17 protein-coding genes are annotated in these 15,486 nt (G+C 68.4%); 9 read left to right on the top strand and 8 right to left on the bottom strand.

Going from position 1 to position 15,486, the window contains the following annotated elements:
* Nucleotides 1–344 precede the first annotated feature (344 nt).
* On the top strand, nucleotides 345–1,508 hold the full coding sequence (locus K883_RS20765) for an LLM class flavin-dependent oxidoreductase (RefSeq protein ID WP_020822556.1): 1,164 nt from the start codon (nucleotides 345–347) through the stop codon (nucleotides 1,506–1,508).
* 59 nt (nucleotides 1,509–1,567) lie between these two features.
* On the opposite strand, the gene K883_RS20760 is transcribed toward K883_RS20765, so the two are convergent.
* Entirely contained in the window at nucleotides 1,568–2,035 is a 468-nt protein-coding gene (locus tag K883_RS20760) for an SRPBCC family protein (RefSeq protein ID WP_008256767.1), read from the bottom strand.
* A gap of 199 nt (nucleotides 2,036–2,234) precedes the next feature.
* Here K883_RS20760 and K883_RS20755 point away from each other — a divergent pair, with 199 nt between their 5' ends.
* From K883_RS20755 to K883_RS20745, 3 genes are all read left to right on the top strand, one after another.
* Complete coding sequence (locus K883_RS20755) at nucleotides 2,235–4,079, top strand: fatty acyl-AMP ligase (protein WP_020822555.1); 1,845 nt, start codon at nucleotides 2,235–2,237, stop codon at nucleotides 4,077–4,079.
* Between the two features lie 64 nt (nucleotides 4,080–4,143).
* Nucleotides 4,144–5,376 carry a serine hydrolase domain-containing protein gene (locus K883_RS20750; protein WP_020822554.1) on the top strand — a complete coding sequence of 411 codons (1,233 nt, stop codon included), beginning with the start codon at nucleotides 4,144–4,146 and terminating at the stop codon, nucleotides 5,374–5,376.
* 134 nt (nucleotides 5,377–5,510) lie between these two features.
* Nucleotides 5,511–6,188, top strand: a complete 678-nt coding sequence (locus K883_RS20745; protein ID WP_020822553.1) for a hypothetical protein — start codon at nucleotides 5,511–5,513, stop codon at nucleotides 6,186–6,188.
* Nucleotides 6,189–6,195: 7 nt separating this feature from the next.
* Here the strand turns inward: K883_RS20745 and K883_RS20740 are convergent, their stop codons facing one another.
* Entirely contained in the window at nucleotides 6,196–6,966 is a 771-nt protein-coding gene (locus K883_RS20740) for an SDR family oxidoreductase (protein ID WP_020822552.1), read from the bottom strand.
* A gap of 59 nt (nucleotides 6,967–7,025) precedes the next feature.
* Between K883_RS20740 and K883_RS20735 the strand changes: the two genes are divergently transcribed.
* A complete protein-coding gene (locus tag K883_RS20735) occupies nucleotides 7,026–7,502 on the top strand; it encodes a nuclear transport factor 2 family protein (RefSeq protein WP_009954865.1) in 477 nt (158 codons plus the stop codon).
* A 155-nt stretch (nucleotides 7,503–7,657) separates the two neighbouring features.
* Here K883_RS20735 and K883_RS20730 read toward each other — a convergent pair whose 3' ends face one another.
* Nucleotides 7,658–8,065: a tautomerase family protein gene (locus K883_RS20730; RefSeq protein ID WP_020822551.1), complete on the bottom strand. Its 408-nt coding sequence runs from the start codon at nucleotides 8,063–8,065 to the stop codon at nucleotides 7,658–7,660.
* A 149-nt stretch (nucleotides 8,066–8,214) separates the two neighbouring features.
* Between K883_RS20730 and K883_RS20725 the strand changes: the two genes are divergently transcribed.
* Nucleotides 8,215–8,853: a winged helix-turn-helix transcriptional regulator gene (locus tag K883_RS20725; RefSeq protein ID WP_020822550.1), complete on the top strand. Its 639-nt coding sequence runs from the start codon at nucleotides 8,215–8,217 to the stop codon at nucleotides 8,851–8,853.
* A 25-nt stretch (nucleotides 8,854–8,878) separates the two neighbouring features.
* Here the strand turns inward: K883_RS20725 and K883_RS20720 are convergent, their stop codons facing one another.
* Together K883_RS20720 and K883_RS20715 are read right to left on the bottom strand one after the other, a co-directional pair.
* The gene (locus tag K883_RS20720; RefSeq protein ID WP_020822549.1) at nucleotides 8,879–9,622 is read right to left on the bottom strand and encodes a DJ-1/PfpI family protein; all 744 of its coding nucleotides are present in this window, start codon (nucleotides 9,620–9,622) and stop codon (nucleotides 8,879–8,881) included.
* Nucleotides 9,623–9,640: 18 nt separating this feature from the next.
* Nucleotides 9,641–10,591: a GlxA family transcriptional regulator gene (locus K883_RS20715; protein WP_020822548.1), complete on the bottom strand. Its 951-nt coding sequence runs from the start codon at nucleotides 10,589–10,591 to the stop codon at nucleotides 9,641–9,643.
* A gap of 121 nt (nucleotides 10,592–10,712) precedes the next feature.
* Here K883_RS20715 and tpx point away from each other — a divergent pair, with 121 nt between their 5' ends.
* A complete protein-coding gene (tpx, locus tag K883_RS20710; protein WP_009954859.1) occupies nucleotides 10,713–11,207 on the top strand; it encodes a thiol peroxidase in 495 nt (164 codons plus the stop codon).
* A gap of 12 nt (nucleotides 11,208–11,219) precedes the next feature.
* On the opposite strand, the gene K883_RS20705 is transcribed toward tpx, so the two are convergent.
* Nucleotides 11,220–12,191, bottom strand: a complete 972-nt coding sequence (locus K883_RS20705) for an NAD(P)H-dependent flavin oxidoreductase (protein WP_020822547.1) — start codon at nucleotides 12,189–12,191, stop codon at nucleotides 11,220–11,222.
* Complete coding sequence (locus K883_RS20700) at nucleotides 12,188–12,568, bottom strand: NYN domain-containing protein (RefSeq protein ID WP_014384698.1); 381 nt, start codon at nucleotides 12,566–12,568, stop codon at nucleotides 12,188–12,190. The genes K883_RS20705 and K883_RS20700 overlap by 4 nt, the downstream gene beginning before the upstream one ends.
* 77 nt (nucleotides 12,569–12,645) lie before the next feature.
* Between K883_RS20700 and K883_RS20695 the strand changes: the two genes are divergently transcribed.
* The gene (locus tag K883_RS20695; protein ID WP_014382566.1) at nucleotides 12,646–13,830 is read left to right on the top strand and encodes an acyl-CoA dehydrogenase family protein; all 1,185 of its coding nucleotides are present in this window, start codon (nucleotides 12,646–12,648) and stop codon (nucleotides 13,828–13,830) included.
* A gap of 62 nt (nucleotides 13,831–13,892) precedes the next feature.
* Nucleotides 13,893–14,795 carry an NAD-dependent epimerase/dehydratase family protein gene (locus K883_RS20690; RefSeq protein ID WP_020822546.1) on the top strand — a complete coding sequence of 301 codons (903 nt, stop codon included), beginning with the start codon at nucleotides 13,893–13,895 and terminating at the stop codon, nucleotides 14,793–14,795.
* Between the two features lie 48 nt (nucleotides 14,796–14,843).
* On the opposite strand, the gene K883_RS20685 is transcribed toward K883_RS20690, so the two are convergent.
* Nucleotides 14,844–15,413 carry a TetR/AcrR family transcriptional regulator gene (locus K883_RS20685; RefSeq protein WP_008256739.1) on the bottom strand — a complete coding sequence of 190 codons (570 nt, stop codon included), beginning with the start codon at nucleotides 15,411–15,413 and terminating at the stop codon, nucleotides 14,844–14,846.
* Between the last annotated feature and the right edge of the window lie 73 nt (nucleotides 15,414–15,486).

Below are 15,486 nucleotides of genomic sequence, written 5' to 3'. Positions count from 1 at the left end.
GCGGCCCGACCGGCGGCGGCGGTCCCGGTGGCGGCGGCGGCAGCGTCCCCGGCGGCCCGACCGGCGGCGGCGGTCCCGGTGGCGGCGGCGGCAGCATCCCCGGCGTCGGCGGTGGCGGCGGTGGCCCGGGCGGCGGCGGCGGGTGCGTCGGCAACGTCTGCGGCGGCTACCCGTGATCAGCCACTGGCGTTGAGCCCGTTCTAGTTCGAAGTCCCAGACTTGTTTCGCTAGCCGGTGGGGCCATGGTTACCTGGCCCCACCGGCTGATAACTCTCGGGTTTTTTCTGGCTTCCCGCAGCGCCCGTTGAGCTATGGTTCGGGGGACTCGACTGCAAAGGGATCCCATGGGCAAGCTCAGGTTTGGATACTTCATCGCCCCCTTTCATCGCGCGGGCACCAATCCGACGCTGGCCCTGCAGCGTGATCTCGCGTTCATCGAGCATCTCGACGCCCTTGGCTTTGACGAAGTCTGGTTAGGCGAGCACCATTCCGCCGGAAGCGAAATCATCAGCTCCCCGGAGATTTTCATCGCCGCCGCCGCCGAACGTGCAAAGCGAATCCGGTTCGGCACCGGGGTGATTTCGCTCTCGTATCACAATCCGCTGTGGGTCGCGGATCGGCTGATGCTGCTGGACCATCTCACCCACGGCCGCATCATCGGCGGTGTCGGGCCGGGCTCGCTGCCCAGCGACTCGTCGATGATCGGACTCACCCCCACCGACACGCGCGAGTTGCTGGAAACGAACCTCGACATCGTCGTGCGGCTGCTGGCGGGGGAGACGGTCAGCGCCAAAACGGCAACCCATCAGCTGTTCGACGCCAGGTTGCAGCTCGCCCCGTACTCCGATGGCGGGATCCCGCTGGCGGTCGCCGCGGTCGCGTCGCCGACGGGGGCGCGGCTGGCCGGCAAGCACGGCATCGGGCTGCTGTCCATCGGGGCGACGCTGACCGTCGAGGGCTTCAACGCGCTGTCGTACCACTGGGACATCGTCGAGGAGCGCGCGGCGACCTTCGGCGCGCAGGTCGATCGCCGCAACTGGAGCCTGGTCGGCCTGTTCCATCTCGCCGAGACAGAAAGGCAGGCCCGCGAAGAGGTCAAGTTCGGCATCGAGCCGTGGTTCCGGTACTTCCAGAAGGTGGCCGCGTTCCCGCAGATGACGATGCCGGGAGAACAGCTCGACGAGATGATCGACGTCATCAACGCCAACGGCGCGGGCGTGATCGGCACGCCCGAGCGGGCGCGCGAGCAGGTGCAAAGGCTGTGGGATCAGTCCGGCGGGTTCGGTTGCATGCTGCAGATGGGTCACGAGTGGGCGAATCCGGCCGCCACCAGGCGATCCGCCGAATTGTTCGCCGCCGAAGTGATGCCGCACTTTCAGGGCCAGGCTCAGCCGACGCTGGACGCGGCGGCGCGCGCCGGGCAGGCGCGGGAGAGCCTGGCGCAGTCGCAGCTCGATGCGGTCGCGCACATGACCAAGAAGTATCAGGACGAGGTCGAGTCCAAGTAACGGCTTACCGACCCAACCGCCGCGCGAGTGTGCTTCGCGGACCGCATATTTCGCGCTGACTAACGCCCGGCGTTCGACTCGCGCTCGGCCGCCTTCACCAAGCGGCCGGAGAAGAACCGCACCGCCCCGCCCATCGCGGCGCGCATCACCGGGCCGGTTCCGCGAACGCCCTCGGTGAATGAGCCGGTCCAGCGGATGTCCGTGCCGCCGGCCGCATTCGGCGTGAAGACCACCTCGCCGGCGTAGTCCTTGGCCGGGGTTGGCGGCCCCACCAGCTTGTAGGCGTGGCGGCGGTCCGGTTCGTACGCGACGGTCTCCTCCTGCACGAAGACGGGCCACATGCCCACCTTGCGGATGGCCCCGACCCCGCCCGGGGCGGGATCGCCCTCGCGGGCCCAACTCGAGCGCAACACGATCGGCTTGGCCCACTGCGACCAGTTAGCGCCATCAGCGACGAGCCGAAACAGCGTCTCGGCGGGCGCGCTGCTGGTACGGGTGATTTCGAAGGAGAACTTCCGGCCCGACATGACAACTCCTGGTGATAGCAAACCCTACGGCCTTCGATGGCCCTGGACGCCGCTCGCCGGTAGGCTACCGCCCGCCCGACCAGGACCCGGCCACGGGGCCACCTACACCTCACGGAATGAGCGAATGCGGCCGCCGCTCTTGGCGTTTCCCGATTCGTCGGCGTAGGGCCCGCCTGATCGGCTTGCCTAGACTGGCGGCATGGATCACGGTTCCCGGCGCGACGCCGGTGTCCCCGGGCTGCTCCGAATCGAGGACTGCCTGGACGGCGACGGGGGTATCGCGCTGCCACCCGGCGTCAACCTGATATCCCTGATCGACCGCAACATCGCCAACGTCGGTGACGCCGTCGCCTATCGCTACCTCGATTACAGCGGCCCGGGGGATGGCAAGGCCGACGAGGTGACCTGGACCCAGTTCGGTGTCCGGCTGGAAGCCATCGGCGCGCGCATCCAGCAAGTCGCGAGCCGCGGCGAGCGCGTCGCGGTCCTCGCGCCGCAGGGCATCGACTACGTCGCCGGGTTCTACGCGGCCGTCAAGGCCGGAGCCATCGCGGTCCCGCTGTTCGCCCCGGAGTTGCCCGGGCACGCCGAGCGCCTGGATACCGCGTTGCGCGACTCGGAGCCCACGGCCCTGCTCACAACCACCGCCGCGCACGGCGCGGTCGCGAAATTCCTGGCCGACCACCCCCACCTGGGCCGGGCGGAAGTGATCGCCATCGACCAGATCCCCGATTCGGCCGGCGAGTCGTTCGAGGCGACCGAGCTCGGCATGGACGACGTGTCGCACCTGCAGTACACGTCGGGATCCACCCGGCCGCCGGTCGGCGTCGAGATCACCCACCGCGCCGTCGGCACCAACCTGGTGCAGATGATCCTGTCGATCGACCTCTTGGACCGAAACACCCACGGCGTCAGCTGGTTACCGCTCTACCACGACATGGGTTTGTCGATGATCGGCTTTCCCGCCGTCTACGGCGGCCATTCCACACTGATGTCTCCGGCCGCGTTCGTGCGCCGGCCATTGCGGTGGATCCAGGCACTGTCCGACGGCTCGCGGCAGGGCAACGTCGTCACCGCCGCGCCGAACTTCGCCTACGAGTGGGCGGCACAGCGCGGCCTGCCCACCGGCGGCGAGGACATCGATCTGCGCAACGTGGTGATGATCATCGGCTCCGAACCGGTCAGCATCGACGCGATCAGGACCTTCAACAAGGCGTTCGCGCCATACGGGTTGCCCCGCACCGCGTTCAAACCGTCCTACGGCATCGCCGAGGGGACGCTGCTCGTCGCGACCATCGCCCCAACGGCGGAAGCGACGGCGGTGTACTTCGACCGCGAACAACTGGGCGCCGGGCACGCGGTCCGCGTTCCCGCGGACGCTCCCAACGCCGTCGCTCAGGTGTCCTGTGGCCAGGTGGCACGCAGCGAATGGGCCGTGATCGTCGACCCCGGCAACGCAGCCGAATTGCCCGACGGTCAGGTGGGCGAAATCTGGTTGCAGGGCAACAACATTGGTCGCGGGTACTGGGGCCTGCCCGAGGCGACTCGGCTGGCGTTCGGCGCCGAACTGCGATCGCGACGGACCGACGGCAGCCATGCCGACGGCGCCGATCTCCAACACCCGTGGTTGCGCACCGGCGATCTGGGCGTGTACCTCGGCGGCGAGCTGTACGTGACGGGGCGGATGGCGGACCTCATCACGATCGAGGGCCGCAACCACTATCCGCACGACATCGAGGCCACCGTCGCCGAGGCGTCCCCGATGATTCGGCGCGGCTACGTGACGGCGTTTTCCGTACCGGCCGAAAACAACCCGGGCACCGACCGGCTCGTCGTCGTCGCCGAACGTGCCGCCGGCACCAGCCGTCAGGACCCACAGCCGGCGATCGAGGCGATCCACGAGGCGGTCTCGCGGCGACACGGCCTGACGGTCTCGGACGTGCGCCTGCTGCCGGCCGGCGCCATCCCGCGGACCACCAGCGGCAAACTGGCCCGTCGGGCATGCCGCGCCGAATACCTCGGCGGCGGCCTAAGCGCCCACTGACCGGGGCGCCCAAACCGGCCCCGCGTGCGCACCCGGCTGGCTAATCTCCACTCGGAGGCGCCAGATGGTTCTCAAGATGACGGTTTCGCCGGACTTGATCGGCGGCGACGTGGATGCCGGCTACGGCAAGGTGGCCGACGCTTTCCGCGCGACTCTTCGCGGCGGCGCGGAAGTCGGCGCGGCCGTCGCCGTCTACCGCGACGGCGCCAAGGTGGTCGACCTGTGGGGCGGGTACCGGAACGGACTGACCAAGGATCCGTGGCGGCCCGACACGATGGTGAACATGTTCTCCACGACCAAAGGGGTGGCCGCCCTCGTCGTGGCGGTGGCGGTGTCCCGCGGACTCATCTCCTATGACGCCAAGGTCGCCGATTACTGGCCGGAATTCGCCCAATCGGGAAAGGCGGATGTCACGGTCCGCCAACTGCTGGGACATCAGGCCGGACTGTGTGCGCTCAAACCGAAGCCGACGCTGGCCGACGTGGCCGACCCGGAGCGGCTGTCGCCGATCCTGGCCGCCCAGACGCCGGCGTGGCGACCGGGCACCCGGCACGGATACCACGCGATCACGCTGGGCTGGTACGAATCCGAGTTGATCCGCCGCACCGACCCCGCCGGCCGCACCCTGGGCCGATTCCTGGCCGACGAGATCGTCACGCCGTCAGGACTCGACCTGCACATCGGCCTGCCGGACTCGGTCGACCGCACGCGAGTCGCCCACGTCCACAATTGGGTGCGGGCGGAAACACTTCTGCACCTGGGCGTGATGCCCCCCGGGTTCGTCGGCGCCTCGCTCAATCCCGTCGGCCTGACGGCACGCACCGTCGGGGTCCCACGGGGGGTCAACGCGTTCAACGGCGACTACAACCGCGACGACGTCCGGGCGGTCGAGATCCCGTCGGTCAACGGCATCGGAACCGCCAGATCGGTGGCGCGCATGTACGGCAGCGCCGCCGCCGGAGGCGCCGAGGTGGGGCTGAGCGCCGCCACGCTCGAGTCCCTGGCGGCGCCGGCGATCTCGCCGAGTCAGGGCATGCGCGACAAGGTGATGCACGTAGACGTGGCGTATTCGCTCGGCTTCTGTAAGCCGGTGCCGCACTTCACATTCGGTTCATCGGACAAGGCCTTCGGCACCCCCGGCTTCGGCGGCTCCTTCGGATGTGCGGACCCCGACACCGGCATCGGCTTCGCCTACGTCATGAACCGGCTCGGGTTTCACCTGTGGAGCGACCCCCGTGAACTCGCGTTGCGGCAGGCGTTGTTTCGCGATGTGCTCGGGGCGCGCCCACAGAGTTGACCGGATTCGTGCGGCGTCGAGTGTGGGCCCCAGGGACGCGAACCGCACCGGATTCGTCCGTAGTCCCCACGCTCGGCGGCGGGTGCGCCCGCAGAGTGACCGAACACCGACCGTCCTGATGGCATCCTGGCCATGTGGGCTTGCTATTCCGGTTGGCGGAGCTGCTGATCGTGATCCTGCCGCTGACGGGCGCGATCGTGGCCGCGGCGCGCGCGTTCGGCGCCTATCGGCGGCGCGCCGGCGAGCAGCCGCGGGAAGCCGACCGGGCGCCACTGCCCGACGCGCCCGCCGGCGGCGCCGCCGCCAACAACCACGCGGCCCAGTGGCGCGCGATCCGGCGCGTCCTCGACGAGCACAACCGCACCGATGATCGTTGGCTCGAGTACGAACTCGACGTCGCCAAGCTGCTGGACTTTCCGCTCATGACCGACATGCGCGATGCGCTGACGGTCGCGTTCCACAAGGCCAAACTCCGCGCCGACTTCCTGCGGCCCGCCAAGGCCGAAGACCTGCTCGACGATCGGGACGCCGCCGCCCAATACATGGCCGCCGTCGAGGATTACGCGACCGCGTTCAACGCCGCGGAGGCCGAAGCGATGCGCCGACGCCGCAACGATTTTTCCCAGGCGGATCAGCAACGGATTGCCCGCGCCCAGAGCCTGCTTCGGGTGGCCGCCGACCCCGCGGCGGCGGCGCACGAACGTCAGCGCGCCTACGAGGTTGCCCGCAGCGAACTCGACGGCATTTTGGTGCTGCCGTCCACTGCGCAGGCGAAGATCGAACGCGGGATCTCCGGCGAGATCGAGCGGTGACGAAGCGCTACGGGCAGCTGTATCCGCCGTCGATCACGAGGTCCGAACCGGTCATGTAGCTGGACGCCTCGCTGGCCAGGTACAGGTAGAGGCCGGTGAGTTCCTCGGGCCGGCCGATGCGGCCGAGCGGAATCTTGGGCTCCCACAGGCGGTGATACTCCTCGAGGGGCTCGACGAGCTCGGTGAGGATGTAGCCGGGGCTGACGCTGTTGACCCGAATGTTGTGGGGCGCGAATTCGACTGCCATCGCCTTGGTCAGGTGGATGACGGCCGCCTTGGAGGCGCAGTAGTGGCCGACCTGCTGCGGGACGTTGATGATGTGGCCGGACATCGAGGCGGTGGTGATGATGGCGCCACCGTGTCCCTGGCGGACCATCGCCCGGGCCGCCGCCTGGGCGGTGAGAAAGACTCCGGTCACGTTGGTGTCCTGGATGCGCTGGAACTCCTCCGGCGACATCTCCAGCATCGGGGTGACGGCGATGATCCCGGCGTTGCACACGGCGACGTCGATGCCGCCCAACTCCGCGGTCACCCGGTCCACCATGGTGCCCACCTGGTCCGGTTGGGTCACGTCGCAACGGATCGGCACCACGTTGCCCTCCCCGTCCGCGGCCAGCTCGGCGGCGACGCGTTGTAAGGCTTCGAAATTCCGTGCCGCAAGGGCCACCTGGGCGCCGGCTTGCAGATACGCCTGGGCCACCTTCTTGCCGATGCCGCTTGACGCCCCGGTCACCAACGCGCGCTTGCCGCGCAAGTCGAACAGGTCCCACACGTTCATTCGATAACCCTATTCGCAACGGGCAACCCGAAACCGAAACACGTTCTAGTGTGTCCGCTATGGGCAAATTCACCAGGGCAGAAATCGACAAAGCCGTCGAGAACTACACCAAGGTCGTCGAGGGGTGCAGCGCGTCGGGCGACTGGCGTCCCTTCGCGGATCTGTTCACCGAAGACGTCGTCTACACCGAGCATCACTACGGCGTCTTCCACGGGCGCGAGGCGGTCCGGGACTGGATCGTCGCGGTGATGGCGCCGTTTCCGCACATGCGCTTTCCCAACGACTGGATCGCCCACGATGAGGACAACGACGCCGTCGTCGTCATGATCAAGAACCTGCTGGACCATCCCACCGATCCGGACGGCGAACCGTTCTGGTTCCCCAACTGGACCCGGCTGGTCTATGCCGGGAACGGCCTGTTCTCCAGCGAGGAGGACATCTACAACCCCGACCGTGATGCGCCCGGTGTCGTCGCGGCGTGGATGCAGGCCGGCGGGCAGCTCGCCACGACCGAGATCCTGCAGCCCAACGCTTAACGTCTGCCGTCCTAAGCTCCAACCATACTGCGCGCCAAAGCATTTCGAAAAGCTGACGCCGACCGGCGTCCCCGCGCACCGTACCGGCTTGGACCAGAGCACCGCGTCTGCACCCCGGTCCAAGCCGATCGGCGAGTCCGCTGTTGTGCGGGATCTCAGCGGTTCAGCGCGGCGACCGCTTCAACGATTTCCGGCTTGTCGGATTGAAGGCTGCCCCGCCAGCCGACGTCGCGTAACGGGTAGTGATTGATCAACACGAGAACTTCGTCGATGTTGGCGATCCCGTCGTAGGCCGCGCCGACGGCCGACTCGATCTTTTGCACCAACTTCCTCTTGGCGTCGAGGTTCGCCAGTTCGGGCGCCTCCAAGGAAACCACCGGCCGGATCGGCTCGGCTCGCACGCAACCATCTTGGGACACGTTGTCAGCCGAGTACTCCCGCAGCCATCCGCGGGTATCGGGGATGGGATAGGCCTCATCGAGCGCGTCGGTGATCTCCTTCAGCATTTTTTGCTTGGCGTTCGGTGGCGCACCGATCGGTGCGTCAACGGTGAATACGGGCATGACTCTCTCTCCTTGATGGTCATCCGGGTGGACACGTTCGATGCTAACCCGATTACTTGTAATTTCCAAGTATGAACTTGGGTAATCCGATTAGCGCTGGTAGACTGCCGTTCATGGCAGGGAAACGCAGGTATCACACCGGGTGCGCGGTGGCCCACGCGCTGGATTTGGTCGGTGAGCGTTGGGCGTTGTTGGTGGTTCGCGAGCTGCTGCTCGGCCCAAAACGTTTCACGGATCTGCTGGCCGGCTTGCCCGGCGCCAGTCCGGACATGCTTACCCAGCGATTGCGCGAGCTCACCGACGCGCAAGTCGTGCTCCGGCGTCGGCTCAACCCGCCCAGCGCGTCCTGGGTCTACGAATTGACGCCGTGGGGGGCCGAATTGGCGCCGACCGTGCTCGGGCTGGCCCGCTGGGCCAGCCGCTCACCGTCCATGCCTTACGACGCTCCGATGAGCGTCGACTCCCTGATGCTTTCCCTGACAGCCCTTTTCGACCGACGAGCCGCAGCCGGATTGGACGCGACAATCGCAATCCATCTGAGCGGTCAACCCTTTCGGCTCCGCATCACCGGCGGCGAGCTCAGCCTCACGCGCGGCGAGGACGATCACCCGGACGCCACCCTGGTAACCGATCAGGCCACGCTGCTGTCGCTGCTCCGCACCGACAATGGGCTCGACGCGATGGTCGAGGACGGGTCGCTACGCATCGTCGGCGACCGCGCCGTCGTGGAGAGGTTCCGGCGCCTGTTTCCCTTGCCGGCTCCTGCCGAACCTGCGCCTGACGCGTGAAGCTCACGGCGCGCAGTCGGCGGCGCTAGGCGGGGAAACGAACCGGCTGGCGCCTGCGCCGCCGCGACCGGACCCTACCCAGCGCCTGCTCCCAGGCCAGCAACGTCGTGGCCTTGACGTTGGCGGGCTTCACGCTGTCCTTGGACAGCAGCGCCGTCGCCGCGGCCTTCGTGGTCGCAGACGCCTTCGACATGTGGCCCGAGTCGAACGGCGGCTGCGGGTCGTATTCGAGCGCGAGTTGGATTGCCTTGGCGCGGTTTTCGCCACCGATCTGTCCGGCCAGCCACAGCGCGAGGTCGAGGCCGGCGGACACACCCGCGCTGGTGACGATGCCGTCCTGGTGCACGATCCGTTCGTCGGCCACGGGGATGGCGCCGAAGGCCTTCAGCGCGGGAATCGTCAGCCAGTGCGACGTCGCCCGCCGCCCGTCGAGCAGGCCCGCTGCGGCCAGGATGACCGAGCCCGAACACACCGACGCCGTCCAGCGTGCGGTGCGGTGCGCGCGGCGCAGCCAGTCGAGCAGCGCGTCATCGCGGGCATGGACCGGGGTCGAGGGACCTCCGGGGACGAGAATCACGTCGGGAGAGGGTGTTTCGGCCAGGGTGTGCGTGACGCCGATGACCAGCACGCCGGAGTCGGCGGTGATCGGTCCGGCCTCGTGCCAGACGAACCGCACCTGCGCGCCCGGCAGGTTGCGCAGCACCTCGTAGGGGCCGATCATGTCCAGCGCGGTGAATCCTGGGTAGGCCACGAAGGCGATTTGGGTCATGAGTGTCGTCCTTTCCGGCTAAGCGAAGGCCTTGCGGTACTGGTCGGGCGAAATGCCCACGCGGCGAAGGAAATTGCGGCGCATCGTCTCCGCGGTTCCGAAGCCGCATCGGGCGGCGATTGCGACGACGGTGTCGTCGGTCTCCTCCAACTGCCGGCGCGCGGCCTCGGTGCGGATGCGCTCGACGTACTGGCCGGGCGCCTCGCCGATTTCGGCGGTGAACACCCGGGTGAAGTGGCGCGGGCTCATCGCCGCCCGGCGGGCCAGGTCGTCGACGCTGTGCGAACCGCCCGGTTCGGCCTCGATGGTCTCCTGCACCTCGCGGATCGAGTCGCGGCGGGCCCGCGGCATCCACACCGGCGCCGCGAACTGCGTCTGCCCGCCGGGGCGGCGCAGATGCAGCACGAGCCAACGAGCCACCGTCTGCGCGACCTCGGTGCCGTGGTCCTCCTCGATCAGCGCGAGCGCAAGGTCGATGCCCGCCGTGACCCCCGCCGCGGTCCACACGGTCTCGGAGCTCCGGACGAAGATCGGGTCGGCGTCGACCTCGATGGCGGGGAACTCGCTCGCCAACCGCTCGGCGAAGGCCCAGTGGGTGGTCACCCGCTGCCCGTCCAGCAGCCCCGCCTGGGCGGCCAGGAACGCGCCGGTGCACACCGTCACCATGCGCCGGGCATGTCCGGCGACGGCCTTGACCCAGGCGACGAGCTCGGCATCGGCGCGCGCCGCGTCGATGCCGCCGCCTCCGGGCAGCACGACCGTGTCGATCGAGTCGCCCGGGTCCGGAAACGGCGCCGCGACGAAGGCCAGCCCGGTAGCCGTCGACACCGGTTGGCCGTCGACCGAGGCGACGGTGACGTCGTAGCTGCCGCCCGTCAACAGCGACGCGGTCGTGAAGACGTCATGAGGCCCGATCACATCGAGCGCCTGCACGCCGGGATAACCGGCGATCACCACCTTGCGAGGCATGAACCCAGTGTTGGACACGCGACGGCCTGGCGTCTACGCCATGCACCCCACCAATTAGGACACGCGGGCCTCCGCCGACCCTGCCCCATCGCGCTCGCGGCAGTGTTGGCAGACTGTGCGCATGGCACAGATAACGTTGCGTGGAAACCCGATCAACACAGTCGGCGAGCTGCCCCCCGTCGGATCCAAAGCCCCGGGCTTCAGCCTGACGGGCGGCGATCTGGCCCCGGTCAGCAGCGAGCAGTTCGGCGGTAAGCCCGTGGTGCTCAACATCTTTCCGTCCGTGGACACCCCGGTCTGCGCGACCAGTGTGCGGACATTCAACGAGCGCGCCGCCGGGGGCGGGGCGACCGTCGTGAACGTCTCGAAGGATCTGCCGTTCGCGCAGGCGCGATTCTGTGGCGCCGAGGGCATCGAGAACGTCAAGACCGCGTCGGCGTTCCGGGACAGCTTCGGCGAGGACTACGGCGTCACCATCGCCGACGGCCCGATGGCGGGGCTGCTCGCGCGGGCCATCGTGGTGATCGGCGCCGACGGCAACGTCGCCTACACCGAACTGGTGCCCGAGATCGCGCAGGAGCCCAACTACGACGCGGCGCTGGCCGCGGCGGGCTGATCTCGCGGCACGCTAGGCGCGCGCCTCGCCGCCGACCGTCCCGAGGCGGTCGGCGGTGGCGGCGAGCACCTCGCGGCAGCCTTTCCACATCTGATCGATGATGTCGGCGGCCGGGGGCAGGTCGTCGATACGACCCGCCACCTGGCCGGTATTGGCGACGCTGGCGTCCAGGTCGCCGTCGAAATAGAGCCGCTGCACGCGTTGCAGCGCCGCGGCGCCCTCGCCGGCAGACGTCGCGGCGTCCAGCCGCTCGGCCGCGGGCGTGCGGATGACGCGCATCATCCGTTTGCCGTCGAGGGGGAGCATTACCGTGCCCGTCTCGTCGGCGTCGACGACCGCTTGCTTGAGATTGCCGTGCACCGGCGAATCCGCCGAGGCGAGTAACCGCGTGCCCATCTGCACCGCTTCGGCGCCCAGGACGAAAGCGGCCGCCATCGATCGGGCGTCGCAGACCCCGCCGGCGGCCACGATCGGAACGTCGACGTGGGCCGCCACCAAGGGCAGCAGCACCATGGTGGAGGCGCCGAAGCGGTTCTTGAAGCCGCCGCCCTCGACGCCTTCGACCACGAGCCCGTCCACGCCGGCGTCGACGGCCTTGCGGGCCGCGGCCAACGTGCCCACCACGTGGAAGACCGTGATGCCCGCGTCGTGCAGCCGATCGGTGAACAGCGCGGGGTCCCCGGCCGAGGTGGTCACGAACCGAATGTCGTTGGCGACAAGTAAATCCAGCATGGCGGGATCACGGTTGAACAGCAGCGCGATGTTGGCGCCCACGGCACCGTCGGTCAGGTCGCGCACCCGCCGCAGGTCGGCTCGGCCTTGATCCGAGGTGGTCTCGATGATGCCGAGGCCCCCGGCGTTCGACACCGCCGCGGCCAGCTGGGCGCCGGCGATGTAGGTCATCGGGGCCTGCATGATCGGGATGTCGATGCGCGCGAGCGCGCAGACCCGGTTGGGTACGGGACCCGGCGCGCCGGCGGTCATCGGTCCCGCGGATCGACAAGGTCGCGAAAGCTTTCCGACCGATGGACGGACACCCCCAGGCTTCGCACCCGCTCGGTCAGCGCGCGGTCGGATGTCACCACCCGAATGTCGCGCGGCGCGGCGTCGGCCGCGACCAGCCGGACGATCTCGTCGTCGGCCGAGTTCGCGGCCGCCCTGGGGGCGTAGGCAATCTCGACCGCCGACGACGCGATCACCCTCGACGGCGGTCGCTCAAAAACCACTGTCACCGTTTCTCCTTGACTCGAGGCCCATCGATCCAGGTGCTCCACCAATGCGACCATCGCACCCTCGCGGTCCTTCCACCAACCGTCGGGGCGACTTCCGATCACATTCATGCCGTCGACGATCCAGCGCACAACCCACACCGTAAACGACGTGCCGCGACGGCCGATTTTCGTTCTCAAAGCCATGGCCGGTTGATACGGTCACCCCCATGACGTCGATCGCCGACACCGAAGACCGGGTCGTCTCGCTCGCGCGCGGCATGCGCGAGCTGGTGGCTGCCCAGGCCCCCGAATCCGAACGCATGCGCACCCTGACTCCGGCGATCGTCGACGAGATGTGGGCCAGCGGGCTGATGTCGGCGTTCAACCCCGTCGCCGCCGGCGGCGTCGAGCCGTCCTTCACCGAGATGATCGAGACCTGGATCGAAATGGCTTGGCAGGACGGTTCGTTCGGCTGGGTGGGGATCGCCAATCTGCCGTCGTCCTTCGCCGCCGCCGCATACCTGCCGGACGAGGGCTTCGCCGAGGTGTTCACCGCCCACGACAACCGCGTCACCATGGGCGGTCAATTCTTTCCCAACGGACAGGGAGCCGCCGTCGACGGCGGCTACGTCGTCACCGGGGCGTGGAACTTCGGTTCGGGAATCGGGCACTCGCACTACGTTGCCGCCGGGTTCCTGCCGATGGACAACGGCGAGATGCGCTGGATCAGTGAAGGTTTCCCCGAGATGCGGGTCGCTGTCATTCCCCGCTCCGAGATCAGCTTCGACGACGGCTGGTATGTCCAGGGGCTCAAGGGAACCGGGTCCTACGACTACAGCGCCACCGACGTGTTCGTCCCGGCAGGCCGCACGTTCGAACTGTTCACCCGGCAGCCGCACCGGGGATCGTCGCCGGCCACCCGGATGGGCCTGATGCCCGTCACCGCGGCCGGGCACGCGTCGTGGGCCCTGGGCGTCGCCAAGAGCATGCTCGACGACGTTCAGGAGCTGGCCGCGACGAAATTCCGGATGAGTGACATGGCGTCGCTGGCCAGCCGCCCGACCTTCCAGAAGGGGCTGGCGCATCACCGGGCGGCGTGGCGTGCGGCCCGGCTGCTGGTGCTCGACGCGTTCACCACCGCCGAGGCGGCGGTGGCCTCGGGGGAGGAGCTGACACCGGCCCTGCGCGCCGACATGCGGGTGGCCGCCGTCTTCGCCACCGACACCGCCCGAAGCTGCGCCGAGTGGGCCCATCTCGTCGCCGGGACCACCTCGATCCGGGAGGGCAGCCGGCTCGAGCGCGCCTTCCGTGACATCTACACCGGAACCCAGCACGCCTTCATCAGCGAGAAGGTGGCCATCGACGCCGCGCAGATATGGCTGGGCATCATCGACGACCAGCCCGGGCTGTGATCCGCCGGCGAACGTTGACGGATCCACTGACGGCCCAACGGCTCCTCGCTAGCATTGCCCCCATGCGCGGCTCGAAGATCCTGATCACCGGTCCAACCGGTCAAATCGCGACCCCCATCGCCCGGGCGCTCGCGGCCGACAACGAAGTGTGGGGGATCGCCCGCTTCACCGATCCCGCCGCGCGACAAGGCCTCGAGGCGGCCGGAATTCGATGCGAGACAGTGAATTTGGCCGCCGGCGACTTCAACGGTATCCCAAAGGATTTCGATTACGTGCTCAACTTGGCGGTGGCCAAGAGCGGCAGCTGGGACAAGGACCTGGCGGCCAACGCGGAGTCGGTGGGCCTGCTCATGGCCCACTGCCGCGAGGCGAAGGCCTTCCTGCATTGTTCGTCGGCCGCCGTCTACGACCCCCCGGACGACGACCCCCGCAGCGAGCGCTCCGCCCTGGGGGACAACCACAAGCCGCTGTTTCCCACCTATTCCATCTCCAAGATCGCCGGGGAGGTGGTCGCCCGTTCGGTGGCCCGTGTCATCGGACTGCCCACCACGATCGCCCGGCTCAACGTCCCCTACGGCGACAACGGCGGGTGGCCGTTCTACCACATGGAGATGATGCTGGCCGGCATCCCGATCCCGGTCCCGCCCGGCGAACCCGCCCGCTACAACCCGATTCACGAGGACGACATCATCGCCACCATCCCCAAGCTGCTTCAGGTCGCGTCGGTCCCGGCCACCACCGTCAACTGGTGCGGTGACCAGACCGTCAGCCTGCAGGAGTGGTGTGACTACCTCGGCTCGCTGGTCGGCAGAGCGCCGATCTTCGAGCCCAGCGACCAAGCGCTGCGCGGCAACCCCACCACCGTCGACCGGATGCACGAGCTCATCGGGGGCACCACGGTCGACTGGCGGGAGGGAATTCGCCGCATGGCGGCCAAGTTCCACCCGGAACTTGTCGGCGTTTAATAGGTTGCAGCACACCACTATTCGACGACGTATTCGTCGACGGCCGGGCTAAGCTCGCGCGCTGACGATGCGGGCCGCCGCCTCCACCGCGGCCGCGCGGCGCTCTGCGATGACGTCCGCATCCGTGGTCGCCGCGTCGGGGTCGGGCCAGTGGGCCCACGAGAGCCCGATTCCGAATAGCAGTACCAGCAGTTGGCGAGGGTCCCACCACGGATCGACGTGGCCGTCGACCCGGGCCTGCTCCAGCGCGGCGATGGCCGCATCGGGCGGGGATTCGCCCTCGAACTCCGGCTTGTCGAGGGGGAAGCCCTCCAGCTGCGCCCAGGTGATCATGCGCAGATGCTCCGGCCGGTTCTGGGCGAGATCGAAGATGTCACCGACGAACTCGGGCACGGCATCGGGACGCAACTCCACCGCGCGGAAGAACTCCGCGCCGTCTGCCGCTACCACACCGCGAAAGAGCGTTTCCTTGTCGCCGAAGTGCGCGTACAAGCGTTCTTTGCTCGCACTCGCAGCCCGCGCGATGCGGTCGATGCGCGCGCCCGCCAACCCATACTGCGCGAATTCCGCGCGCGCAGCGGCGAGGATTTCGCCGCGCAGCTCAGTGGTCGTCCTCACACGGTCATCATAGGCGGACGAACTGGTTCGTTTGTTAGGGTGGTGGGAGCACAAGGTAAACCGAAGGAGACGT

Origin of the sequence: Mycobacterium sp. TKK-01-0059 (assembly GCF_000709305.1) — a bacterium.
GTDB lineage: Bacteria > Actinomycetota > Actinomycetes > Mycobacteriales > Mycobacteriaceae > Mycobacterium > Mycobacterium intracellulare.
Note: the sequence above shows the minus strand (reverse complement) of the source record. Positions and strands in the feature narration are given on the sequence as shown.